This window comes from Pseudomonas kielensis, from assembly GCF_014236655.1.
Taxonomy (GTDB): domain Bacteria; phylum Pseudomonadota; class Gammaproteobacteria; order Pseudomonadales; family Pseudomonadaceae; genus Aquipseudomonas; species Aquipseudomonas kielensis.
Genome location: NZ_JACMYG010000020.1, coordinates 84,743 through 107,343, shown reverse-complemented (window position 1 = coordinate 107,343; position 22,601 = coordinate 84,743). Strand labels below are relative to the sequence as shown.

Genomic DNA, 22,601 nt, shown 5'->3' with positions numbered 1-22,601 from the left:
GATCATTGCGCTTATTCTATGAATTCAGGGATCAAACATTTTAAAGAGACGCTCATCGTCACCGCTCCAGTGAGCCTTGCATTTACATTGCGCTTTGCACCTCCTGCGCTCAATGGGAACATCGATGTTGGCATCTTGCATCGCAAGCCTAAGAGCTCCAACTGCCATGCTATAGATGTTGACGTTCTCATCTGTTTTCAGCTTTGGATCATCCAGGATGATTTTCTTCAGATGCCGACCGAATGGCAGTGATCCACCACAGTGCCGCAATACGATCATCTGATCGAACCTTCCTCTGACGAAATCGTCATTTAACTCTTTTTTGCCCTGGAACCATCTTTTTTCGTCCGACTTCCCTGCCCACTTTGTCGGATTTTCCTTTGTTACCCAGATTCGGCCTGTCTTGTTTCGATCAATGAGTGCGAGATCGAAGACAAAAAGAACAGGACCATAGGCGTTGGCACGACCTGCTCTCGCATGAATATCTACGGAGTCAAGAAAGACATCAAACCAGATGCTGTATCGCTTATCTACATCGTCAGAGGACTGCGCAGTCTGCGCCAATCCCATACGCTCCACGGTGCCCCGAGACATCAAAGCTTTGCTTCTTAAGAACTGGCAAGCAGTCGCGATACTATTTGCATGATGTAGCTCCTCTACGCCTTTTCCTGAAAGCACCTCAAAAACATGCTGAGATGGGATATCCATTGAGATCTACCTTCCTGATAGCCTAATTCAAGGATTCGGTCATACTACTTATCCACAGCTCTGAATCGCCCCGGATTCTTTAGACACCTTGCAAGCTCAATGCGTAACGCTTTTCAAACTCTACCGGCGACAGCTGATTGTTGAAACCATGACGACGTTTTACGTTGTAGAACATCTAGATGTAATCGAACACATCGCTACGAGCATCTTCCCGCGTGGTGTAGATTTTCCTCTTGACTCGTTCCCGCTTTAGAAGCTGGAAAAAGCTCTCAGCCACGGCATTGTCATGACAGTTGCCTCGGCGACTCATGCTGGGAACCAAATTGTTCGCCTTTAAAAAGCTGCGCCAATCGGAGCTGCTGTACTGGGCGCCCTGGTCGGAGTGAACCATCACCTCCTGTTTCGGTTTTCGCCTCCAAACCGCCATCAATAACGCATCAATGGCCAAATCACTGGTCATCTGCCTCTGAACGACGACGGCAGCCTCTTTCAGCCTAACGACTAACCTTCTTCTTAAATCGCCCCGAATTTTCTAACCACTCTCCAAGCTCACTAACTGCTTAACCGTCGCGAGAGTCCTCTACCTCTGAATAGATATCTGTGCCAGAGCTGTTGACGCCGACGCCGAATTGACCAATGTGCCGAGGCAAGTCTGATCCATCTCCAAACCTGCACAAATCCAGCACAGACAATGATTCGCGAGGAGTCAGACTGGGTCAGTAAAATCTCGGCAACTGGGTCAATTCGGCGTCGGTGCCAACAAGCGAGTGTATCTACGAGTATCTGGAGGTTGCCCCAGCGATTGCGCACAACCCTGCTTGAAAGAACCAGCCTAGCAGGCGCCACGCGCTTCTCGCAGCATCACTTGCCGCGCCCCTGTTCCACGTGGAACCAATTATTGTGTGAAACATGTAGGTTTTTCTCATTTATTCAGTGAATCCCTGCCAATGGACTCACCAAATAAATGATTCTCTACCAGCGTTTGCTGGAGGTCCTGAAGCAATTATTTTGTGACCCTACACCGGTTCATCCTGCAGTAAACAAAAAGGCCAACGCTCTGCGTTGGCCTTTTTTATTACTCGCTGGTTTCAGGCGCTGACGCTTTCCAGTCGATAGCCGTAACCGTAGATCGTCAGCAGTTGCCAACCCCGGTCGGCGGTCAGGCCCAGCTTGTTGCGCAAGCGGTAGATATGGGTGTCCAACGGCCGGGAAGAGACCATTTCTTCATGGGTCCAGAAACGCTGGTACAGGTACTCCCGTGACAGCGGTCGACCCAGGTTGGCGAACAGGCAGCGTGCCAGGCGGTACTCGCGCTCGGTGCAACTGATCGGGATGCCGGCTCGGGTGACGGTCAGTTCGGCGTCATCGAACACCAGGTCGTTGAAGCTCTGCACTTCGCTGGCGGCGTTGCGCAACACGCCATGGCGGCGCAGCACCGCATTGACCCGGGCCTTGAGCTCGTTGGGGCGAAAGGGTTTGCTGAGGTAGTCGTCTGCCCCAGCGTTAAGCGCCTGGACAATATCGCTCTCGGCATCGCGGCTGGTGAGCATGATCGCCGCCGGAGGGGCGTCCATGTGCTCGCGTGTCCAGCGCAACAGCGCCAGGCCACTGAGGTCAGGCACTTGCCAGTCAAGGATCAACAGGTCAAAGGTTTCGCGGCGCAGTTGCCGCAACAACTCCTCTCCCCGCTCGAAACTGTGCAAGCTCCAGGCGTCTTCCCCGGGTTCTGGCATCTGTCGCAGTGTCTGTTCCACCCGGCGTAGCTCGGCGGGTTCGTCATCCAGTATGGCGACACGCATTCGGGGTCGTTCCTTTATTTCGTGGAGTGTGGTCGGGCAAAGCCGTGCCGGAGCGAGTTTAGGCTGATTGGCTGAATCTGAACAATTATGGCGATTTGCTCCAGATCGAGTGGTGGCTGGTTACGCTGATGTCAATTGGCCGGTAACTGGCCAAAATCTCACTCGATGGCGCAAGGAAAGCAACGATGGTTAGCAGGTTGGATCTTCGTGCCGGGATGTCGAAGTTGACCTTGGGCGTGGTGCTGACCCGGTGCCTGTCGTTGGCGTTTTTCACCAGTATGGGGATGGCATCGCCCACGGTGAACTCCAGCACCGCGGTGGTGCCTGTGGCGGAGTCGCCACGCTACTACAGCCCGGCGGTGATCAATGTCGGCTTCAGTGATTCACGGGGGTTCGCCCCGGTCATCGGTGCCGGGGACGGCGACCAGGGCATGCGTTTGCGAACCCGGGAAGAACAACCGCGCTGGGTGTTCTGAAGGGCTGGGGGACAATTCTGAACAAATATGCAGAATCGACTTTTCGATCTTTGGTGTAGGTAAATTCGTAAGTGTGGAGCGGCAATGGAGCATTCGGAAGTGCTCCGACACAGGGAGTGTCGACGCCAACCTGGCGGGACCGCCGATCGCCGGTTCGCTTGCGGTCTGCAGTTCAGGGGGAAAACAGGGAGCCGCTCAAGATCCACGCTGGATCCTGATCGATCCGGCCGACACAAGGATGTGTCACCTCAACCCCTTCGGGTCTTTACGTCCGGTACCTCGCGACAGCTTTTTTACGGTGACGGCGTCCTGCGCAAATCGGCCTACCTGGCGCAGTGCCCCGTCAGGTAAGGTGCGTGCTGCTGTTGACTCAGCGGTTCGAACAGATTTTCAGAACATGCGCCAAAGCGAATCCCATGACTCCCATCTCCTCCTTGCACTGCCGTCACCTGGGTACTTGCCTGTTGCTCCTGGCAGGTCTGGTCGGTCCGTTGACCCTGAGTGCCACTGCCGCACCCTCCAGCGCCAAGCGCCTGCCCTACATCGATGACCAACAGCAATGCCGTGGCCAACCCCTGCCCGCCACTGTCGAACACCTGACGGGCGAAGCCTGGAAGCTCGATCGCAAGGGCCAGCAGGTAGCGCTGGAGGAAGGCATGACGGTGGATGAACAAGAAGGTGTGAAGACTTCTCCTACCGCCTTCGTCAGCCTGTCCCTGGGCGATGGCTCGCGTATCGTCCTGCCCTCCAGCTCCCAGGTCACCTTGAGTCTCAACGATGAGCTCAAGGTGCCGCAGGTCCTTCTGCAACAAGGTCAGGTCGAGTCTTATGTGATCAAGCGCGCCAGCGACTATGATCGTTTCCAGATCATCACGCCGGTAGGTGTGCTCGGCGTTCGCGGTACCCACTTTCGGGTACGCAACGATGCTACCGGGCACTCGCTGCTCGAGGTGCTCAATGGCCAGGTGGCCGTGGACCGGGAAGAGCGGGCGAAAAAACCATTGGGCAAACCCTTGCCCGTCGCCCGCGCGGATGATGAAGTACAGGTCCTGGCGCGCCAGGGGCTGCGTATCCAGAAGGAAGGCACGTTGACCCCCAGTGACCTGTTACCGGCCCCTCGATTGCTCGGCCAGGCCGGGCAGACAGGCTCGACACCGGTCTGGAAATTGATCATGAAACCGTTGGAGGGCGCCACGCGCTATCGGGCCCAGGTCGCCACCGATACCGGGTTCATGAACATCAAGCAGGAACAGTTTTCCGATACGCCAGAGATCAATTTCAGCGGGTTGAAGGCGTTTTATTATCACGTTCGGCTCTCGGCATTCGATCAGCAGGGGCTTGAAGGAGAAACCGGGGTATATGACATCTTCTATTACCCCAGCCCCTCACGGGTTCAATAGCGCCGCGGCGATGGGCCGATGACACGCTGGCCAAGGAAGGAAGGTCGCGAGCCGACCCAGGCGCAGCAATTGTTTCGGCGAATGGTCCGCGAATGGCTAGGGGTCAGCCTGATCCTGCTGCCGCTGACGGCGGTCTTGTCCCTGAGCCACGGCCTGACCCTGAGCAACCTGCTGTACGACAACCTGCAGCGCTTGAGCCCGCTGCCAGTCGACCCGCGCATTCTCATCGTGACCATCGACGACTACAGCCTGCAGCAACTCGGCAAGTGGCCCTGGCCGCGGCCCGTGCACGCCGACCTGCTCGACCGGTTGACCGCGGCCCAGCCCAGGGGCGTGTTGTTCGACGTGATCTTCAGCGAGCCGGACCCCAACCCCGAGAATGACCAGCGCCTGGCCCAGGCACTCTGCCAGGCCGGCAATGTGTACATTCCGTTGCTGCGCGAAGGGGTCGCTCGCTTTGACCAGCCATTGGCCGAGATCGAACCCGTGGCACCCTTGAGCCAATGCGCCAAGGGGGTCGGGCACATCAATGCCGAAGCGGATGCTGACGGGAAAGTACGCAGTGTCTACCTGCGCGAAGGTCCGGCGCCGCAACCCCGGGCGCAACTGGCGTGGCTGCTCTACCAGGCCAGCACGGACGCGGCTGTCGCCCTGCCCGGCTCGTCTGCGCCGCAGACGGCGCAAGGCTGGCAACGGAGCCATAACGTGCGTATTCCGTTCATCCGCCAGCCAGGTGGATTTCCTACGGTGCCTTACGTCAGCGTGTTGCGTGGGGACGTGCCGGCGCAACTGTTGCGTGATCGCTTGATTCTGATCGGCTCGACCGCGCCCGGCCTGGGCGACCGGTATGTCACACCACAGTCAGCCAGCCTCGGCACCACGCCGGGCATCGAGATCCAGGCCAATCTGCTCAACGGCCTGCTGCAACAGCGCAGCATCCTGGTGCTGGGCAATGGCTGGACGCTGAGCTTATCCACAGCCTTGGTTGCGGCGCTGCTGGCCCTGCTGCTGTTCCGGCCACGGCGCGCGCTGTGGTTGACCCTGGGCGGCTTGGCGAGTGCCCTGCTGGTGTCTGCGTTATTGCTGCGGGCAGGTTGGTGGTGGTCGCCGATGGCCAGCCTGCTGGGGATGATACTGGGCTATCTGGTCTGGAACTGGCGCCGCCTGAATGCGGTGCTCGCCTATTTCGGCTGGGAACTGCAGCGACTGGATAACGAACCCAAGGTATTCCCCGAGCGCCGGCGGACAGCGGCTCCGGCCGGCGATGTGCTGCAGGGACAGATTGTCGCCCTGGAACAGGCCATGAGCCGCACCCGCGATACCCGCCGGTTTATTGCCGACGGCCTGGAGTACTTGCCGGTGGCGACCCTGATCAGCGGCCCGGATGGCCGGGTGCTGTTGGCCAACCGCAATGCCCGTGGGCTGTTCGCCGATGACCTGGTGGGTGAGCCACTGATGGCCCGCCTGGCCGGTCTGGGTTATCCAGGGCTGGCGGAAGGGGCTTTGCCGGCGGTTTCGACCCTGGGCAGCAGTGAGTTTCGCGACACCCAGGGACGCAGCCTGCGACTGGAGCTGGCGCCGTTGCTGCCGGCTGATGGCGGCGCAGCGATTGGCTGGCTGCTCAGCCTGACCGACCTGAGTCTCGAGCGTGAGGCCGAGGAACAACGAGCGGTGCTGCTGCGTTTTCTTTCCCATGACCTGCGCGCGCCGCATTCAGCGATCCTGGCCCTGCTCGATGTGCAGCATCAGCAAGGTAGCGCAGACCCACAATTGCACAGCCAGATCGAGGTCCAGGTGCGCAAGGCCCTGGGCCTGACCGAAGCCTTCGTGCAACTGGCCAAGGCGGAATCGGAGGCCTACCAGTTCGCGCCGAGCATGTTCGCGATGCTGGTGCTCGATGCGTTCGATCAAGCCATGAGCTGCGCCCAGTTGAAACAGATCGAGTTGCTTCATGACCTGGATGAAGAAGCCGAGGGTATGGTGCTCGCAGACCCGTCATTGCTGACCCGGGCCCTGTTCAATCTGCTGGAGAACGCCATCAAGTACAGCCCGCCCCGGAGCCAGGTGCGCGTGCGGGTCAGTTGTGCACAGGGCTGGCTGAGCTGCGAGATCAGCGACCAGGGCCAGGGCATCTCGGCCCAGGAGCTACCCGAACTGTTCAGCCAGTACCGGCGCTTTGCTTCCGCCCAGGGCAGTGAAGGCTTGGGCCTGGGGTTGTCCATGGTCAAGGCGGTGGTGGATCGCCATGGTGGGCGGATCTTCTGTCAAAGCCGGGTCAACGAGGGCACGACGTTCCGGATGGAGTTGCCGTTACTGGAGGATTGATGGGCAGGCCAAACGGGCATAAAAAAACCGGCAACCATGGCCGGTTTTTTTATCACTGAGAAAACTTATGCACGTTTTACGGCGTTTTATCAGCTTAAGAAATATGCATATAAATCATTAAGTTAGATAAAGAATAAAGCATTCAGCAGGAAAACCGTACACAGGTTATCCACAGAATCACTGCGCTTCTTTATCCACTGCAGCGGACAGTGGCGGCAGTGAGCCCATGTCGCGCTGGGTTTGCTCATTCCATGCGGCGGCGCGGTCGTTCAATTCGGCAACGGCCCGGGGTCCGCTGCCTTCGGCGTACATCGGCGCGCCGATGACCACGGTGATGACGCCGGGCTTCTTCGCCCAGCCGGTCTTCGGCCAGAACTTGCCGGCGTTGTGCGCAATCGGCAGTACCGGCAACTGGGCGTTGACCGCCAGCGCCGTGCCACCGCGGGAGAACTTGCCGACAGTACCAAAGGGTACGCGGGTGCCTTCCGGGAAGATCAGCACCCAGACCTTGTCCTTGAGCAACTCGTCACCCTTCTTGGCGACATGCTTGAGGGCGGCCTTGGGGTTGTCGCGGTCGATGGCGATCGGGCGCAGCATGGCCATCGCCCAGCCGAAGAACGGCACGAACAGCAACTCGCGCTTGAGCACCTGGCTCAGGGGCTCGAAGTACGCCGAGAGAAAGAAGGTCTCCCAGGTGCTCTGGTGGTTCGACAGGATCACGCACGGCTGGTCCGGGACGTTCTCGGCACCTTTGACTTCATAGCGGATGCCCAGGAACACCTTGCTCAGCCACAACGCGCAGCGGCACCAGTAGACGTTGATGAAACGGTAGCGTGCCTTGAACGGCAGGAAAGGCGCGATGAAAAAGCTCAGGCTGCACCACAGCAACGAACTGGTGCCCAGCAGCAGGTAAAAAAGAAAGGTTCTGATTGCCTGCAAGATCGACATGATCGCGATTACCGTTGCGGGTCAGTGCCCGCCTTCTAAAAGCGCGCTCCCGAACAGTCCTTGGTCAGGAAGTCAGAATCGCCCTAGTTGTTGATAAGTTCTGCGGCAATCGCCGCCAGATCGTCAAAAATCAAAGTGCCTGCCGGCAGGGACTTGCCCTGAGTCTTTGCGCCTTTACCGGTTTTTACCAAGACTGGCTGAGAGTCGACGGCTTTTGCCGCCTCCAGGTCACTGAGACTGTCGCCGACGAACCACAGGCCCGTCAGCGGCACGTCGTAATGTGCGGCAATGGTTTCAAGCATGCCGGGTTTTGGCTTACGACAGTCACAACCTGCGTCCGGCCCATGGGGGCAGTAGACGATCAGGCCGAGTTCGCCACCCTGCTCGGCCACCAGCGTGCGCAAGCGCGCATGCATGGCGTCCAGGGTGGCGACATCGTAATAGCCGCGAGCGATGCCCGACTGGTTGGTAGCGACCGCTACCGTCCAGCCGGCCTTGCTCAACTGCGCGATGGCTTCGATCGATCCCGGCAGTGGAATCCACTCCGCCACCGACTTGATGTAAGCGTCGGAGTCATGATTGATCACCCCGTCCCGATCGAGAATCAGCAGTTTCAAACGGTCTTACCCCAGCAACGAAATGTCGGCCACGCCCAGGAACAGGCCACGCAGGCGCGCCAGCAGCGCGTAGCGGTTAGCCCGCACGTTGGCGTCTTCGGCATTGACCATGACCGCTTCGAAGAACGCATCCACCGGCTCGCGCAGGGCTGCCAGGCGTGCCAGTGATTCACGGTACTGGCGAGCGGCGGCCATTGGCTGCACAGCCTGGTCCGCTTGCTGGATCGCCGAGTACAGGGAGAACTCGTTGGCGTTGTCGAAGTACTTGGCTTCGACCGTGGTCGGCACGCTGCCTTCGAGCTTGCTCAGCAGGTTCGACACGCGCTTGTTCACCGCGGCCAGGGCAGCGGCTTCAGGCAACTGACGGAAGGCTTGCACCGCCTGCACGCGTTGATCGAAGTCCAGTGCCGAACCCGGGTTCAGGGCGCGCACCGACAGGTAGGTTGCCACGTCCACGCCTTCGTCTTCGTAACGCGCACGCAGGCGATCGAAGATGAACTCCAGCACCGAGTCAGCCAGGCCGGCGGACTTGACCTTGGCCCCGAAGGCCGCCACGGCAAAGGCCACGGCGTCGGTCAGGTCGAGGTCCAGCTTCTTGTCGATCAGGATGCGCAACACGCCCAGCGCTGCACGACGCAGGGCATAGGGGTCTTTGCTGCCGGTTGGCAGCATGCCGATACCGAAGATGCCGACCAGGGTGTCGAGCTTGTCGGCGATCGCCACGGCCGCACCGGTCAGGGTGCTCGGCAGCTCGGCGCCAGCACCGCGCGGCATGTACTGCTCGTTCAGGGCCAGGGCGACGTCTTCTGGCTCGCCATCGTTGAGGGCGTAGTAGTAACCGGCGACGCCTTGCATCTCCGGGAACTCACCGACCATTTCGGTCGCCAGGTCGCACTTGGACAGCAGGCCCGCGCGCGCAGCCCATTGGGCGTTGCCGCCAATGTGCGGGGCGATGAAGGCGGCGAGCTTGGAAACGCGCTCGGCCTTGTCGTAGACGCTGCCCAGTTTTTCCTGGAACACCACGTTCTGCAGGCGCAGGTTGAAGTCTTCGAGCTTCTGCTTCTTGTCTTGCTTGAAGAAGAATTCGGCATCGGTCAGGCGTGGGCGAACCACTTTCTCGTTACCGTCGATGATCTGCTGCGGGTCTTTGCTCTCGATGTTGGCCACGGTAATGAAGCGTGGCAGCAACTTGCCGTCGGCATCCAGCAGGCAGAAGTACTTCTGGTTGTCCTGCATGGTGGTGATCAGGGCTTCTTGCGGCACCTCGAGGAAACGTTCTTCGAACGAGCACACCAGCGGCACTGGCCATTCGACCAGCGCGGTCACTTCGTCGAGCAGCGCTGGCGGAACGATTGCCGTGCCTTCCTGACGGGTGGCCAGCTCTTCGGTGCGCTTGCTGATGATCTCGCGACGCTCGTTGGCGTCCGCCAGCACGTAAGCGGCACGCAGGTCGGCCAGGTAGCTGGACGGCGAACCGATGCGCACGTTTTCCGGGTGGTGGAAGCGGTGACCACGGGAATCACGACCGGCCTTCTGGGCCAGAATGGTGCAGTCGATGACCTGGTCACCCAGCAGCATGACCAACCATTGGGTCGGACGTACGAACTCTTCCTTGCGGGCACCCCAGCGCATGCGCTTGGGGATCGGCAGGTCATTGAGGGAATCTTCGACGATGGTCGGCAGCAGGCTGGCGGTTGGCTTGCCCTTGATCACTTGGCTGAAACGCAGTTTCGGGCCGCTCTGGTCGATTTCGCTCAGCTCGACACCGCACTTCTTGGCAAAACCCAGGGCGGCCTGGGTCGGGTTGCCTTCGGCATCGAACGCCGCTTGGCGTGGCGGGCCGTCGAGGTTGATGCTGCGATCCGGTTGCTGGGTCGCCAGCGCGCTGATCAGCACGGCCAGGCGCCGTGGCGCGGCGAAGACCTGCTTGGCTTCATAGCTCAGGCCTGCAGCTTGCAGGCCCTTGTCGATACCGGCCAGGAAGGCCTCGGCCAGGGTGTTCAGGGCCTTGGGTGGCAGCTCTTCGGTGCCCAGTTCAACCAGGAAATCTTGCGCACTCATTGTGCAGCCTCCAGCTTGGCCAGTACTTCATCACGCAGGTCCGGGGTCGCCATTGGGAAGCCCAGCTTGGCGCGAGCCAGCAGGTAGGCTTGCGCAACGGAACGCGCCAGGGTGCGCACACGCAGGATGTATTGCTGACGCGCGGTCACCGAGATCGCCCGGCGCGCATCCAGCAGGTTGAAGGTGTGCGAGGCCTTCAACACCATTTCGTAGCTTGGCAGCGGCAGCGGCTGGTCGAGTTCGATCAGGCGCTTGGCTTCGCTTTCGTAGAAGTCGAACAGTTCGAACAGCTTCTCGACGTTGGCGTGTTCGAAGTTGTAGGTCGACTGCTCCACTTCGTTCTGGTGGAACACGTCGCCGTAGGTCACCTTGCCCATCGGGCCGTCAGCCCAGACCAGGTCGTAGACCGAGTCCACGCCTTGCAGGTACATGGCCAGACGCTCCAGGCCGTAGGTGATTTCGCCAGTCACCGGGTAGCACTCGATGCCGCCCGCCTGCTGGAAGTAAGTGAATTGGGTCACTTCCATGCCATTGAGCCAGACTTCCCAGCCCAGACCCCAGGCGCCCAGGGTCGGCGATTCCCAGTTGTCTTCGACGAAACGGATGTCGTGTACCAGCGGATCCAGGCCCACGTGCTTGAGGGAGCCCAGGTACAGCTCCTGGAAGTTGTCCGGGTTCGGCTTCAGGACTACCTGGAATTGGTAGTAGTGCTGCAGACGGTTCGGGTTTTCGCCGTAGCGGCCGTCAGTCGGGCGACGACTGGGCTGCACATAAGCGGCGTTCCAGGTTTCCGGGCCGATGGCGCGCAGGAACGTGGCGGTATGGAAAGTGCCGGCGCCTACTTCCATATCGTAGGGCTGAAGTACCACACAACCTTGCTCGGCCCAGTATTGCTGGAGGGCGAGGATCAAGTCTTGGAAGGTACGCACGGCTGGCGTAGGCTGGCTCACGAAATTCACCTGTTTCTTGGGCTGCGATTTAAAGAGCGGGAGTATACCCGATTCGTTCGTGCGCACGCCCCCTGGAGCCTTATGCCACGCTGCTTTTGGTGTTCCGAAGATCCGCTGTACATGGCCTATCACGATCAGGAGTGGGGCGTACCGCTACGCGATGCGCAGCACTTGTTCGAGTTGCTTTTGCTCGAAGGGTTCCAGGCCGGACTGTCATGGATCACTGTGCTGAAGAAGCGCGAGCGCTACCGTGAGGTGCTGTACGGCTTTGATGTGCAGCGCGTGGCCCAGATGAGCGACGCCGAAATCGATGACCTGATGCTCGATCCCGGGATCATCCGCAACCGCCTGAAACTCAATGCCGCACGGCGCAACGCCCAGGCCTGGCTGGCGCTGGAAGACCCGGTGGGTTTTCTCTGGTCGTTTGTTGGCGGTGTGCCGACCATCAACCATTTCCAGGATCGCAGCCAGGTGCCGGCCGTGACCCCGGTCGCCGTGGAAATGAGTCGCGGGCTGAAAAAAGCCGGTTTCACGTTCGTCGGACCGACCATTTGTTACGCCCTGATGCAGGCCTCTGGCATGGTCATGGACCACACCCGCGATTGTGATCGTTACGCCGAGTTGGCGGTGCGCGGTTAGAATAGCCGGCTCGCAACAGGATTCAGACAACAGGAGTGACCTGTGGATAAGTTGAAAGGCGCCTTGCTGGTAGGCGCTCTAAGGTTGTTTGCCCTGCTCCCGTGGCGGGCAGTGCAAGCGGTGGGCGCGGCCATTGGCTGGGTCATGTGGAAAACGCCCAACCGTTCCCGCGACGTGGTGCGCATCAACCTGGCCAAGTGTTTCCCCGACATGGACCCCGCCGAACGTGAGCGCCTGGTGGGCCAGAGCCTCAAGGACATCGGCAAGTCCCTGACCGAAAGCGCCTGCGCGTGGATCTGGCCGGCCCAGCGGTCGATCGATCTGGTGCGTGAAGTCGAAGGCCTGGAAGTGCTCAAGGACGCCCTGGCGTCAGGCAAGGGCGTCGTCGGCATCACCAGCCACCTGGGCAACTGGGAAGTGCTCAACCACTTCTATTGCAGCCAGTGCAAACCGATCATTTTCTACCGTCCGCCCAAGCTCAAGGCGGTGGACGAACTGTTGCGCAAGCAGCGCGTGCAACTGGGTAACCGCGTGGCGGCGTCCACCAAGGAAGGCATTCTCAGCGTCATCAAGGAAGTGCGCAAAGGCGGCGCGGTGGGGATTCCGGCTGACCCGGAGCCAGCCGAATCGGCCGGTATTTTCGTGCCCTTTTTCGCCACCAAGGCCCTGACCAGCAAGTTTGTGCCGAACATGCTCGCTGGCGGCAAGGCGGTCGGGGTATTCCTGCACGCCCTGCGCCTGCCGGACGGCTCGGGCTACAAGGTGATTCTGGAAGCCGCCCCCGAGGCGATGTACAGCACCGACACCGAGACCTCCTGCGCGGCCATGAGCCAGGTGGTCGAACGGTATGTGCGGGCGTATCCGAGTCAGTACATGTGGAGCATGAAGCGCTTCAAGAAGCGTCCGCCGGGTGAAGAGCGCTGGTACTGATTGGCGATCACCCCTGTAGGAGCACTGCTTGCTCCTACAGCGCAGGTTGTTGGCGATCGAGCTTTTTCAGGAACACCGTCATTTCCTTTTCGGCCTGCTTGTCGCCATGGGCGCGGGCAGCTTCCAGGCCCTGCTCCCAGGCCTGGCGCGCCGCCGGGTAGTCCGCCAGCGCCAGGTGGGCCTTGCCCAATAGCTTCCAGGCCGCAGAATATTTCGGATCGAACGCCACGCAGCGCGTGAAGTGCTCGGCGGCCTTGGCGTTTTCCCCCAGATCCAGATACCCCTTGCCCAGCCCGAAGCGCAGCAATGAGTTATCCACACCCTTGGCGAGCATTTTTTCCAGGGACTCGAGCATGGGTCATTTCCTTGTTGGGTGGGTCAGAAGTAGGCGTTTCGCCAGGCGGCCGCACATCCTGGTTCAGAAGAAGCTCAGGCCGACGTGGAACAGCTTTTCCACATCGCGAATATGCTTTTTATCCACAAGGAACAGAATCACATGGTCCCCCGCTTCGATCACAGTGTCGTCGTGGGCGATCAACACTTCTTCGTCGCGGATGATCGCGCCAATGGTGGTCCCCGGCGGCAATGCGATGTTCTCGATGGCCTTGCCGATGACCTTGCTCGACTTCTCATCACCGTGGGCAATGGCCTCGATGGCTTCTGCCGCACCCCGGCGCAGTGAGTGCACGCTGACGATGTCGCCCCGGCGTACGTGGGCCAGCAAGGTGCCGATGGTCGCCAGTTGCGGGCTGATGGCGATGTCGATGTCACCGCCCTGGATCAGGTCGACGTAGGCGGGGTTGTTGATGATGGTCATCACCTTCTTTGCGCCCAGGCGTTTGGCCAGCAGCGAAGACATGATGTTGGCTTCATCGTCGTTGGTCAGCGCAAGGAAGATATCGGCGTCGGCGATGTTCTCCTCCAGCAGCAAGTCGCGATCCGATGCACTGCCCTGCAGCACCACGGTGCTGTCGAGGGTGTCCGACAGGTAGCGGCAGCGGGCCGGGTTCATCTCGATGATCTTGACCTGGTAGCGACTTTCGATGGCCTCGGCCAGGCGCTCGCCAATCTGCCCGCCACCGGCGATGACGATGCGCTTGTAGCTTTCATCGAGGCGGCGCATTTCACTCATGACCGCGCGAATGTTGGCCCGGGCGGCAATGAAAAACACTTCATCGTCGGCTTCGATCACCGTGTTGCCTTGCGGCAGGATCGGTCGGTCACGACGGAAAATCGCGGCCACCCGGGTATCGACGTTCGGCATGTGCTCGCGCAATTGGCGCAGTTGCTGGCCTACCAGCGGTCCGCCGTAGTAGGCCTTGACCGCGACCAACTGGGCCTTGCCCTCGGCAAAGTCGATCACCTGCAGGGCACCGGGGTGCTGGATCAGGCGCTTGATGTAGTTGGTGACCACTTGTTCCGGGCTGATCAGCACATCGACCGGAATCGCGTCGTTGTCGAACAGCTCGGCGCGGGTCAGGTAGGACGCCTCGCGCACCCGGGCGATCTTGGTCGGGGTATGGAACAGGGTATGGGCGACCTGGCAGGCGACCATGTTGGTTTCGTCGCTGTTGGTCACGGCCACCAGCATGTCGGCGTCGTCGGCGCCCGCTTGGCGCAACACCGTGGGCAAAGAGCCGCGACCTTGCACGGTGCGGATGTCGAGGCGATCGCCGAGATCGCGCAGGCGTTCGCCGTCAGTGTCGACCACGGTGATGTCGTTCGCTTCGCTGGCCAGATGTTCTGCCAGTGATCCACCCACCTGCCCTGCTCCGAGGATGATGATCTTCATCCATTTACTCCCTTAAAACCGGTTAACCGCGCGTGGCGGCAATCTTGATCAGCTTGGCGTAATAGAACCCGTCATGACCACCCTCTTGCGCCAGCAACTGGCGACCATGGGGTTGCTTGATGCCGGCCTGGCTGGCGATGTCCAGTTCGCGAGCGCCGGGGGTGCGCGCGAGGAAGGCTTCGATCACTTCGGTGTTCTCGGTCGGCAGTGTCGAGCAGGTGGCGTAAAGCAGAATGCCGCCTACCTCGAGGGTGGGCCACATCGCGTCGAGCAACTCACCTTGCAGCACGGCCAGTGCGGCGATGTCATCGGGTTGGCGGGTCAGCTTGATGTCCGGGTGGCGGCGGATCACGCCCGTGGCCGAACAGGGAGCGTCCAGCAGAATCCGCTGGAACGGCTTGCCATCCCACCAGGCCTGCGTGTCGCGGCCATCGGCGGCGATCAGTTCGGCGCTCAGGCCCAGGCGCTCGAGGTTTTCCTTGACCCGTACCAGGCGCTTGGCTTCGAGATCCACCGCAACCACGGCGGCCAGCCCAGGCTCGACTTCGAGGATATGGCAGGTCTTGCCGCCGGGTGCGCAGCAGGCGTCGAGCACCCGCTGGCCCGGCGCCAGGTCCAGCAGCTCGGCGGCCAGTTGCGCCGCTTCGTCCTGTACGCTGATCCAACCTTCGCTGAAGCCCGGCAGGCTGCGCACATCACCCGGGGTCTCGAGGACGATACCGTCCTGGCTGAAGGTGCAAGGCTGGGCGGCGACCCCGGCCTGGCTGAGCAGCTGCAGGTAGGCATCGCGGTCGTGATGGCGGCGATTGACCCGCAGAATCATCGGTGGGTGCGCGTTGTTCGCGGCGCAAATGGCTTCCCACTGCAGGGGCCAGAAGGCCTTGAGGGATTTTTGCAGCCAGCGTGGGTGGGCGGTGCGTACCACCGGATCGTGTTCGAGCTCGGCCAGCAGCGCTTCGCTTTCCCGTTGCGCGCGGCGCAGTACGGCGTTGATCAGGGCCTTGGCCCAGGGCTTTTTCAGCTTGTCGGCGCAGCCCACGGTTTCACCGATGGCGGCGTGTGCCGGAACCCGGGTGTAGAGCAGTTGGTACAGGCCGACCAGCAGCAGCGCCTCGACATCGGCATCCGCCGCCTTGAGGGGCTTTTGCAGCAGTTTGGCCGCCAGCGCCGACAAGCGTGGCTGCCAGCGTGCGGTACCGAAGGCCAGGTCCTGGGTGAAGCCGCGATCGCGGTCTTCGACTTTGTCCAGTTGAGTCGGCAGGGAACTGTTGAGGGACGCTTTGCCACTGAGGACAGCGGCCAGTGCCTTGGCGGCGGCCAGACGCGGGTTCATTGCGCGTCCACCGATTGGCCGAGGACGGTGCCCAGGGCAAATTTCTCGCGGCGGCTATTGAACAGGTCGCTGAAGTTCAGGGCCTTGCCACCGGGCAATTGCAGGCGGGTCAAGCACAGCGCTTGTTCACCGCAGGCGACGATCAGGCCGTCCTTGCTGGCGCCGAGCACCTCGCCTGGGGCGCCTTGGCCATCGACCAGGTTGGCGGCCAGGACTTTCAGCGCTTCGCCATTGAGGGTGCTGTGGCAGATCGGCCATGGGTTGAAGGCGCGTACCAGGCGTTCCAGTTCGACCGCCGGGCGGCTCCAGTCGATGCGCGCCTCGTCCTTGTTCAATTTGTGCGCATAGGTGGCGAGGCTGTCGTCCTGCACTTCGCCTTGCAGGGTGCCGGCGGCCAATCCGGCAATCGCCTGGAGCACGGCGGGCGGGCCCATTTCGGCCAGTCGGTCATGCAGGGTGCCGCCGGTGTCCTGGCCGCTGATCTCGGTGCTCACCTTCAGTAGCATCGGCCCGGTGTCCAGCCCCGCCTCCATGCGCATCACGGTGACGCCGCTCTGTGCATCGCCGGCTTCGACGGCGCGCTGGATCGGCGCCGCACCGCGCCAGCGCGGCAACAGGGAGGCATGGCTGTTGATGCAACCCAGGCGCGGGATATCCAGCACCACCTGCGGCAGGATCAAGCCATAGGCGACCACCACCATCAGGTCCGGCTGCAGGGCGGCCAGTTCGGCCTGGGCGTCGGCATTGCGCAGGGTGGGTGGCTGGAACACCGGGATGTGGTGTTCCAGGGCCAACTGCTTGACCGGGCTTGGCATCAGCTTTTGCCCACGACCTGCCGGACGGTCCGGTTGGGTGTAGACCGCCACGACCTCGTAAGGGCTGTCGAGCAGGGCCTTGAGGTGTTCGGCGGCAAATTCGGGGGTGCCGGCAAAGACGATGCGCATTGAGGAGGCTCTCGGTTTCAGAAGCAGTCACAAAAGAAAAAGGCTTGCCGCAGCAAGCCTTTGGAAGAAAGGAATCAAGCGTTCTGGCGATGGAGCTTTTCCAGCTTCTTCTTGATCCGGTCGCGTTTGAGCGTGGACAGGTAGTCGACAAACAATTTGCCGTTGAGGTGATCGCACTCATGTTGAATGCACACCGCCAGCAGGCCTTCGGCGATCATTTCGTACGGCTTGCCGTCGCGATCCAGGGCCTTGATCTTGACCTTCTGCGGGCGATCGACGTTTTCGTAGAAGCCGGGTACCGAAAGGCAGCCTTCCTGGTACTGGTCCATCTCGTCGGTCAGGGTCTCGAACTCGGGGTTGATGAACACCCGCGGTTCACTGCGGTCTTCGGACAAGTCCATGACCACGATGCGCTTGTGCACATTGACCTGGGTCGCCGCGAGGCCGATGCCTGGCGCTTCATACATTGTTTCAAACATGTCATCGACCAACTGCCGCACTTCGTCGTCCACTACGGTCACCGGTTTGGCGATCGTGCGCAGGCGCGGGTCGGGGAATTCGAGGATGTTCAAAATGGCCATAAGCGTAATTGCTGCACGTGTGAAGTAAGGTCAGGGCCGATCGCCTGGCAGTCCGCAGAGGCTGGCGATGGCTGTAAAACGAAGCCCCCTCGCGGGAGCGAGCCATGTCGGCTCTGGCGTTTTACGCGAACCCACATAATAAAGGGATTCACCGCGTGAGGGAAATCACAAACCTTTGCCCATCGCCCGCCACAGCCTGCACGCAGGGTAAAAATTCCTGCTCCTCAGCGCCTCTTGGCGAGAAAACACTCAACAAGTTACCAACAGACTTATCCACAGCTTGTTCCTGACCCGTCAGGCTCAATTACGATCAAGGATGATCTTATGCCGTCGTCTGTATCCCTGCCGGTTTCGCCGGCGGAACTGGAAGCCCGTCTGCGTTTGCACTGCCTGCCGGAACTGGGGCCACGGCGTTACCAGAAGTTGCTGCAAGCCTTCGGTTCGGCCTCCAAAGCCATCAGCGCCCCGGCCAGTGCCTGGCGTGCCCTGGGTTTGCCCGCCGCCTGCGCAGAGGCAAGGCGCAGCCCGTCGATTCGCGATGGCGCTCACCAGGCATTGGCCTGGCTGGAGCGTGAAGGCCAGCATTTACTGATGATTGACCAGCCCGGGTACCCCGCGTTGCTGGCTGAGATCAGTGACCCACCGCCTTTGCTGTTTGTCGCCGGAGATCCGGCGATCCTGGAAAAACCGCAGTTGGCGATGGTCGGCAGCCGTCGCGCCTCCAGGCCGGGGATGGACACCGCGGCGGCATTCTCCCGCAGCCTGGCGGGTGCTGGTTTTGTGATCACCAGTGGCTTGGCGCTGGGTATCGATGCCGCTGCGCATCAGGCCGCGCTCGACGTCGGAGGGCAGACGGTGGGAGTGCTGGGCACCGGCCTGGAAAAATTTTATCCACAGCGCAACCGAGCCCTTGCCACGGCGATGATTGCCCAGGGCAGCGCGGTGGTTTCCGAATTTGCCCTGGATGCCGGGCCGCACCCCAGCCACTTTCCCCGACGCAACCGGATCATCAGTGGATTGTCCCTGGGCGTGCTGGTGGTCGAGGCCAGTGTCGCCAGCGGTTCATTGATCACCGCCCGGCTGGCGGCAGAACAGGGGCGCGAGGTCTATGCGATTCCCGGCTCCATCCACCACCCCGCTGCCCGCGGCTGTCACCAGTTGATTCGCGACGGGGCAACGTTGGTGGAGACCATTGAGCATATTCTCGAAGGATTGCGTGGCTGGCAGTACTTGCCGGCCGCCCCGGTCACAGCTGCGGCCGAACTCGATCACCCGTTGTTGCGCCTGCTGTTTGCCGCGCCCCACACCACCGAAGCCCTGGCCGAGTCCAGCGGCTGGGCCTTGCCCAAAGTGCTGGTGGCGCTGACCGAGCTGGAAATGCAGGGTCGCGCGGTGGCGGAAGGCGGACGCTGGTTTGCCCGCCTAAGCTAGGTTCATGCACTGGGATTTGTAAGGAAGATGGGTAAACTGCGCACAGCCTTATTTTGGAGAGTCGGTCATGGTCAACAGTTGGCGTGTGCAACAAGCCGCACGAGGAATTCGCGCAGGGGCGGTGCTTGCCTATCCAACCGAAGCCGTCTGGGGCCTGGGGTGCGACCCCTGGGATGAAGAAGCGGTGTATCGCCTGTTGGCGATCAAGGGACGTTCGGTGGAAAAGGGCCTGATCCTGGTGGCTGACAATATCCGCCAGTTCGACTTCCTGTTCGATGACTTCCCGCAGTTGTGGCTCGATCGCATGGCCAGCACCTGGCCTGGGCCGAACACCTGGCTGGTGCCCCACCAGAACATGTTGCCGCAATGGATCACCGGGGTTCACGAAACCGTGGCGTTGCGCGTCAGCGATCACCCGCAGGTGCGGGATCTGTGTGCATTGGTCGGGCCACTGGTGTCGACATCCGCCAACCCTCAGGGACGGCCGGCCGCGCGCACGCGGATTCGCGTCGAGCAGTACTTCCGTGGGCAAGTCGACCTGGTACTGGGCGGTCAGCTCGGTGGGCGCAAGAACCCCAGCGTGATTCGCGACCTGGCGACCGGCCACGTGGTGCGTCCGGACTGAGATCGCGCTGCTGCCATTCGCTGGCAAGCCGCACGCGGGCGCCAGCGAAGACGTTCTGTCTGACGCAATAACTATCAGGGCAACAGAATGGTCGATCCGGTGGTACGCCGGGCCGACAACTCGGTCTGTGCCTTCGCTGCTTCAGCCAGTGAATAACGCTGGCTGATATCAACCCGCAACTGGCCGCTGATGATCATCCCGAACAGCTCATCGGCCATGCGCTGCAGGTTTTGCGCGTTGTTGGCGTAGGTCGCCAGGGTCGGTCGGGTGACGTACAGCGAACCCTTGGCCGAGAGAATCCCCAGGTTCACCCCGTCCACCGCCCCCGACGCATTGCCGAAACTCACCACCAGCCCACGGGGCGCAGTGCAGTCGAGGGAGGTCAGCCAGGTGTCTTTGCCGACGCCGTCGTAGACCACCGGGCATTTCTTGCCATCAGTCAGTTCCAGGACCCGTTCAACGACATTCTCATGGCTGTAGTCGATAGTCGCCCAGGCGCCGTTGGCCTTGGCCAGTGCAGCTTTTTCCGGCGAACTGACGGTACCGATCAGCTTCACGCCCAGGGCCTTGGCCCACTGGCAGGCCAGCGAACCAACGCCGCCGGCCGCGGCGTGGAACAGAATGGTTTCGCCCCCCTTGAGTTCATAGGTCTGACGCAACAGGTATTGCACCGTCAGGCCCTTGAGCATCACGCCTGCGGCCTGTTCGAAGCTGATAGCGTCGGGCAGGTGCACCAGGTTGGCTTCCGGCAATACGTGCACATCGCTGTAGGCCCCCAGTGGCCCGCTGCCATAGGCCACGCGGTCGCCGACCTTGAATCGGGTGACCTGGCTACCGACGGCCTGGACCACGCCAGCCCCCTCCGCGCCCAGGCCCGATGGCAAGGCAGGAGGCGCATAGAGGCCGCTGCGAAAATAGGTGTCGATGAAATTCAGGCCGATGGCCTTGTTGCTCACACTGACCTGCTGCGGGCCCGGCTCGGCCGGCTGATAGTCCACATACTCAAGCACTTCAGGGCCGCCATGGGCACGGAACTGGATACGTTTGGCCATCTGCACTCTCCTTGGGTGGTTTTGCGTAGGGGCCTATCGGACTCCTAAGCTTGATCTTCGTCAACTGTGGCAGGCCGGGGTGCAGTGTTATGCTACGCGCCCATTTGCGTCGGCCGCCGTTCTGATCGAGCGCCGCGTAGCTTTGCCCGATTCAAGGTGATGCCATGACTACCCGCACCGAAGCCGTTAAAGCCTACCTGCTCGACCTGCAAGACCGCATATGTGCCGCGCTGGAAACAGAAGACGGCGGCACGCGCTTTGTCGAAGACGCCTGGACCCGGCCTGCCGGCGGTGGCGGACGGACTCGGGTAATTGAAAATGGCGCGGTGATCGAAAAAGGCGGCGTCAACTTTTCCCACGTCTTTGGCAGCGGCCTGCCGCCGTCGGCCAGCGCGCACCGGCCCGAGTTGGCCGGACGCGGCTTCGAAGCCCTCGGTGTGTCGCTGGTGATCCACCCGCACAACCCTCATGTGCCGACGTCCCACGCCAATGTGCGGTTTTTCATCGCTGAAAAACCCGGTGAAGAGCCGGTGTGGTGGTTCGGTGGCGGCTTCGACCTGACCCCCTACTACGGCAATGAAGAAGACTGCGTGCATTGGCACCGTGTCGCCGCCCAGGCCTGCGCGCCATTCGGGCCGGATGTCTACAGCCGTTACAAGGCATGGTGCGACAGCTACTTCCACATCAAGCATCGCAACGAGCCCCGCGGTATTGGCGGCCTGTTCTTCGATGACCTGAACGAGTGGGATTTCGATACCTGCTTCGCGTTCATCCGCGCCATCGGCGATGCCTACATCAAGGCATACCTGCCGATCGTGCAGCGCCGCAAGGCCCAGGCCTACACCGAGCAACAGCGTGAATTCCAGGAGTTCCGCCGTGGTCGCTACGTCGAATTCAACCTGGTCTACGACCGTGGCACGCTGTTCGGCCTGCAGTCGGGCGGGCGTACCGAGTCGATCCTCATGTCGCTGCCACCGCAAGTGCGCTGGGCCTACGACTGGAAGGCCGAGCCGGGTAGCGAAGAGGCGCGTCTGACGGAGTACTTCCTGCAAGACCGCGACTGGCTGGCGGGCTCGGCCTGACCGGTCGGCGCCGGCTGGCCGGCGAACAACGCTAACGTGGTTGAGCACAGTAGCGCCTACAGGGCGCGCTCCAAGAGGGTGTGAGATGGATCAGTACGTCGTTTTCGGTAACCCGATTGGCCACAGCAAGTCGCCGTTGATCCATCGTCTGTTTGCCCAGCAGACGGCTCAGCAGTTGGACTACAACACCCTGCTGGCGCCGCTCGATGATTTTTCCGGCTGCGCCACGGCATTTTTCGCTGAGGGGCGTGGGGCTAATGTCACGGTGCCCTTCAAGGAACAGGCCTATCGTCTGGCCAGCCAACTGACGGCCCGTGCGCAACGGGCCGGGGCGGTCAACACCCTGAGCAAGTTGGCCGACGGCAGCCTGTTGGGTGACAACACCGACGGCGCCGGGCTCGTTCGAGATCTCACGGTCAATGCCGGATTCAGCCTGCACGGCAAGCGCATCCTGCTGCTCGGCGCCGGTGGCGCGGTGCGCGGTGCGCTGGAGCCGTTGTTGGCCGAGCAACCGGCCTCCGTGATCATCGCCAACCGCACGGTGGAAAAAGCCGAGCAGTTGGCGGAGCTGTTCGCCGATCTGGGCCCGGTGTCGGCCAGCGGCTTCGATTGGCTGCGCGAGCCAGTGGACCTGATCATCAACGCGACGTCGGCCAGCCTGTCAGGCGATGTACCGCCGATTGCCAGCAGCCTGATCGAACCCGGCAAGACCCTGTGCTACGACATGATGTACGGCAAGGAACCGACATCCTTCTGCCGCTGGGCCAGCGCCCATGGTGCCGCCCTGGCACTGGATGGCCTGGGCATGCTTGCCGAACAAGCCGCCGAAGCCTTCTTCCTGTGGCGCGGGGTGCGCCCGGACACCGCACCAGTGCTGGCTGAACTGCGCCGGCAATTGGCGCTGTAGT

Annotated in this window: 21 protein-coding genes and 1 pseudogene; 9 read left to right on the top strand and 13 right to left on the bottom strand. The window is 61.4% G+C overall.

Annotated features, from left to right (window positions below; translation table 11 throughout):
- Nucleotides 1-24: 24 nt before the first annotated feature.
- The 3 genes and pseudogenes from H7995_RS18600 to H7995_RS18590 form a co-directional block, all read right to left on the bottom strand.
- Nucleotides 25-708 carry a hypothetical protein gene (locus H7995_RS18600; RefSeq protein ID WP_185818717.1) on the bottom strand — a complete coding sequence of 228 codons (684 nt, stop codon included), beginning with the start codon at nt 706-708 and terminating at the stop codon, nt 25-27.
- A gap of 79 nt (nt 709-787) precedes the next feature.
- Nucleotides 788-1,180 (bottom strand): annotated as a pseudogene (locus H7995_RS18595) (DDE-type integrase/transposase/recombinase); the annotation flags it as partial.
- A 616-nt stretch (nt 1,181-1,796) separates the two neighbouring features.
- A complete protein-coding gene (locus H7995_RS18590) occupies nt 1,797-2,507 on the bottom strand; it encodes a response regulator transcription factor (protein ID WP_166588893.1) in 711 nt (236 codons plus the stop codon).
- Nucleotides 2,508-2,692: 185 nt separating this feature from the next.
- Between H7995_RS18590 and H7995_RS18585 the strand changes: the two genes are divergently transcribed.
- The 3 genes from H7995_RS18585 (at nt 2,693) to H7995_RS18575 (ending at nt 6,708) form a co-directional block, all read left to right on the top strand.
- Nucleotides 2,693-2,983: a hypothetical protein gene (locus H7995_RS18585; RefSeq protein ID WP_166588894.1), complete on the top strand. Its 291-nt coding sequence runs from the start codon at nt 2,693-2,695 to the stop codon at nt 2,981-2,983.
- Nucleotides 2,984-3,399: 416 nt separating this feature from the next.
- Nucleotides 3,400-4,383, top strand: a complete 984-nt coding sequence (locus H7995_RS18580) for a FecR family protein (RefSeq protein WP_166588895.1) — start codon at nt 3,400-3,402, stop codon at nt 4,381-4,383.
- 18 nt (nt 4,384-4,401) lie between these two features.
- Nucleotides 4,402-6,708, top strand: a complete 2,307-nt coding sequence (locus H7995_RS18575; protein ID WP_185818716.1) for a CHASE2 domain-containing protein — start codon at nt 4,402-4,404, stop codon at nt 6,706-6,708.
- Between the two features lie 177 nt (nt 6,709-6,885).
- Here the strand turns inward: H7995_RS18575 and H7995_RS18570 are convergent, their stop codons facing one another.
- The 4 genes from H7995_RS18570 to glyQ all read right to left on the bottom strand — a co-directional run bounded on the left by H7995_RS18570 (nt 6,886) and on the right by glyQ (nt 11,284).
- The gene (locus tag H7995_RS18570) at nt 6,886-7,656 is read right to left on the bottom strand and encodes a lysophospholipid acyltransferase family protein (RefSeq protein ID WP_166588897.1); all 771 of its coding nucleotides are present in this window, start codon (nt 7,654-7,656) and stop codon (nt 6,886-6,888) included.
- An 83-nt stretch (nt 7,657-7,739) separates the two neighbouring features.
- On the bottom strand, nt 7,740-8,273 hold the full coding sequence (gene gmhB / locus H7995_RS18565; RefSeq protein WP_166588898.1) for a D-glycero-beta-D-manno-heptose 1,7-bisphosphate 7-phosphatase: 534 nt from the start codon (nt 8,271-8,273) through the stop codon (nt 7,740-7,742).
- Nucleotides 8,274-8,279: 6 nt separating this feature from the next.
- Nucleotides 8,280-10,334: a glycine--tRNA ligase subunit beta gene (gene glyS / locus H7995_RS18560; protein ID WP_166588899.1), complete on the bottom strand. Its 2,055-nt coding sequence runs from the start codon at nt 10,332-10,334 to the stop codon at nt 8,280-8,282.
- Nucleotides 10,331-11,284 carry a glycine--tRNA ligase subunit alpha gene (gene glyQ, locus H7995_RS18555; RefSeq protein ID WP_008155694.1) on the bottom strand — a complete coding sequence of 318 codons (954 nt, stop codon included), beginning with the start codon at nt 11,282-11,284 and terminating at the stop codon, nt 10,331-10,333. The genes glyS and glyQ overlap by 4 nt, the downstream gene beginning before the upstream one ends.
- A gap of 81 nt (nt 11,285-11,365) precedes the next feature.
- On the opposite strand from glyQ, the gene H7995_RS18550 reads away from it, so the two are divergent.
- Both H7995_RS18550 and H7995_RS18545 read left to right on the top strand, forming a co-directional pair.
- Nucleotides 11,366-11,923 carry a DNA-3-methyladenine glycosylase I gene (locus H7995_RS18550; protein WP_182342932.1) on the top strand — a complete coding sequence of 186 codons (558 nt, stop codon included), beginning with the start codon at nt 11,366-11,368 and terminating at the stop codon, nt 11,921-11,923.
- Between the two features lie 42 nt (nt 11,924-11,965).
- On the top strand, nt 11,966-12,853 hold the full coding sequence (locus H7995_RS18545; RefSeq protein WP_166588900.1) for a lysophospholipid acyltransferase: 888 nt from the start codon (nt 11,966-11,968) through the stop codon (nt 12,851-12,853).
- 34 nt (nt 12,854-12,887) lie between these two features.
- Here H7995_RS18545 and H7995_RS18540 read toward each other — a convergent pair whose 3' ends face one another.
- The 5 genes from H7995_RS18540 to def all read right to left on the bottom strand — a co-directional run bounded on the left by H7995_RS18540 (nt 12,888) and on the right by def (nt 17,503).
- The gene (locus H7995_RS18540; protein WP_166588901.1) at nt 12,888-13,208 is read right to left on the bottom strand and encodes a tetratricopeptide repeat protein; all 321 of its coding nucleotides are present in this window, start codon (nt 13,206-13,208) and stop codon (nt 12,888-12,890) included.
- A gap of 63 nt (nt 13,209-13,271) precedes the next feature.
- Nucleotides 13,272-14,645 carry a Trk system potassium transporter TrkA gene (gene trkA, locus H7995_RS18535; RefSeq protein WP_166588902.1) on the bottom strand — a complete coding sequence of 458 codons (1,374 nt, stop codon included), beginning with the start codon at nt 14,643-14,645 and terminating at the stop codon, nt 13,272-13,274.
- A gap of 22 nt (nt 14,646-14,667) precedes the next feature.
- Complete coding sequence (gene rsmB, locus H7995_RS18530; protein ID WP_185818715.1) at nt 14,668-15,978, bottom strand: 16S rRNA (cytosine(967)-C(5))-methyltransferase RsmB; 1,311 nt, start codon at nt 15,976-15,978, stop codon at nt 14,668-14,670.
- On the bottom strand, nt 15,975-16,922 hold the full coding sequence (fmt, locus tag H7995_RS18525) for a methionyl-tRNA formyltransferase (RefSeq protein ID WP_166588904.1): 948 nt from the start codon (nt 16,920-16,922) through the stop codon (nt 15,975-15,977). Before fmt ends, rsmB begins: the two co-directional genes overlap by 4 nt.
- A 74-nt stretch (nt 16,923-16,996) precedes the next feature.
- Entirely contained in the window at nt 16,997-17,503 is a 507-nt protein-coding gene (gene def / locus H7995_RS18520) for a peptide deformylase (RefSeq protein WP_166588905.1), read from the bottom strand.
- A 324-nt stretch (nt 17,504-17,827) separates the two neighbouring features.
- On the opposite strand from def, the gene dprA reads away from it, so the two are divergent.
- Both dprA and tsaC read left to right on the top strand, forming a co-directional pair.
- Entirely contained in the window at nt 17,828-18,934 is a 1,107-nt protein-coding gene (gene dprA, locus H7995_RS18515) for a DNA-processing protein DprA (RefSeq protein WP_166588906.1), read from the top strand.
- Nucleotides 18,935-19,001: 67 nt separating this feature from the next.
- Nucleotides 19,002-19,559: an L-threonylcarbamoyladenylate synthase type 1 TsaC gene (gene tsaC, locus H7995_RS18510; protein ID WP_166588907.1), complete on the top strand. Its 558-nt coding sequence runs from the start codon at nt 19,002-19,004 to the stop codon at nt 19,557-19,559.
- Between the two features lie 74 nt (nt 19,560-19,633).
- Here the strand turns inward: tsaC and H7995_RS18505 are convergent, their stop codons facing one another.
- The gene (locus tag H7995_RS18505; protein WP_166588908.1) at nt 19,634-20,611 is read right to left on the bottom strand and encodes an NADPH:quinone reductase; all 978 of its coding nucleotides are present in this window, start codon (nt 20,609-20,611) and stop codon (nt 19,634-19,636) included.
- A gap of 164 nt (nt 20,612-20,775) precedes the next feature.
- Between H7995_RS18505 and hemF the strand changes: the two genes are divergently transcribed.
- Together hemF and aroE are read left to right on the top strand one after the other, a co-directional pair.
- Nucleotides 20,776-21,693: an oxygen-dependent coproporphyrinogen oxidase gene (hemF, locus tag H7995_RS18500; protein WP_182342938.1), complete on the top strand. Its 918-nt coding sequence runs from the start codon at nt 20,776-20,778 to the stop codon at nt 21,691-21,693.
- A gap of 85 nt (nt 21,694-21,778) precedes the next feature.
- Complete coding sequence (gene aroE / locus H7995_RS18495; RefSeq protein ID WP_166588909.1) at nt 21,779-22,600, top strand: shikimate dehydrogenase; 822 nt, start codon at nt 21,779-21,781, stop codon at nt 22,598-22,600.
- Nucleotide 22,601: the final 1 nt, after the last annotated feature.

Excerpts from the sequence above, each read along its gene's own strand:
- glyS (WP_166588899.1), bottom strand. The coding sequence starts at position 10,334 with ATGAGTGCGCAAGATTTCCTGGTTGAACTGGGCACCGAAGAGCTGCCA.
- dprA (WP_166588906.1), top strand. The coding sequence starts at position 17,828 with ATGCCGTCGTCTGTATCCCTGCCGGTTTCGCCGGCGGAACTGGAAGCC.
- rsmB (WP_185818715.1), bottom strand. The coding sequence starts at position 15,978 with ATGAACCCGCGTCTGGCCGCCGCCAAGGCACTGGCCGCTGTCCTCAGT.
- H7995_RS18580 (WP_166588895.1), top strand. The coding sequence starts at position 3,400 with ATGACTCCCATCTCCTCCTTGCACTGCCGTCACCTGGGTACTTGCCTG.
- aroE (WP_166588909.1), top strand. The coding sequence starts at position 21,779 with ATGGATCAGTACGTCGTTTTCGGTAACCCGATTGGCCACAGCAAGTCG.
- tsaC (WP_166588907.1), top strand. The coding sequence starts at position 19,002 with ATGGTCAACAGTTGGCGTGTGCAACAAGCCGCACGAGGAATTCGCGCA.
- H7995_RS18575 (WP_185818716.1), top strand. The coding sequence starts at position 4,402 with ATGACACGCTGGCCAAGGAAGGAAGGTCGCGAGCCGACCCAGGCGCAG.
- H7995_RS18550 (WP_182342932.1), top strand. The coding sequence starts at position 11,366 with ATGCCACGCTGCTTTTGGTGTTCCGAAGATCCGCTGTACATGGCCTAT.
- H7995_RS18570 (WP_166588897.1), bottom strand. The coding sequence starts at position 7,656 with ATGTCGATCTTGCAGGCAATCAGAACCTTTCTTTTTTACCTGCTGCTG.
- H7995_RS18600 (WP_185818717.1), bottom strand. The coding sequence starts at position 708 with ATGGATATCCCATCTCAGCATGTTTTTGAGGTGCTTTCAGGAAAAGGC.
- H7995_RS18590 (WP_166588893.1), bottom strand. The coding sequence starts at position 2,507 with ATGCGTGTCGCCATACTGGATGACGAACCCGCCGAGCTACGCCGGGTG.
- H7995_RS18540 (WP_166588901.1), bottom strand. The coding sequence starts at position 13,208 with ATGCTCGAGTCCCTGGAAAAAATGCTCGCCAAGGGTGTGGATAACTCA.
- fmt (WP_166588904.1), bottom strand. The coding sequence starts at position 16,922 with ATGCGCATCGTCTTTGCCGGCACCCCCGAATTTGCCGCCGAACACCTC.
- hemF (WP_182342938.1), top strand. The coding sequence starts at position 20,776 with ATGACTACCCGCACCGAAGCCGTTAAAGCCTACCTGCTCGACCTGCAA.
- trkA (WP_166588902.1), bottom strand. The coding sequence starts at position 14,645 with ATGAAGATCATCATCCTCGGAGCAGGGCAGGTGGGTGGATCACTGGCA.
- def (WP_166588905.1), bottom strand. The coding sequence starts at position 17,503 with ATGGCCATTTTGAACATCCTCGAATTCCCCGACCCGCGCCTGCGCACG.
- H7995_RS18585 (WP_166588894.1), top strand. The coding sequence starts at position 2,693 with ATGGTTAGCAGGTTGGATCTTCGTGCCGGGATGTCGAAGTTGACCTTG.
- H7995_RS18505 (WP_166588908.1), bottom strand. The coding sequence starts at position 20,611 with ATGGCCAAACGTATCCAGTTCCGTGCCCATGGCGGCCCTGAAGTGCTT.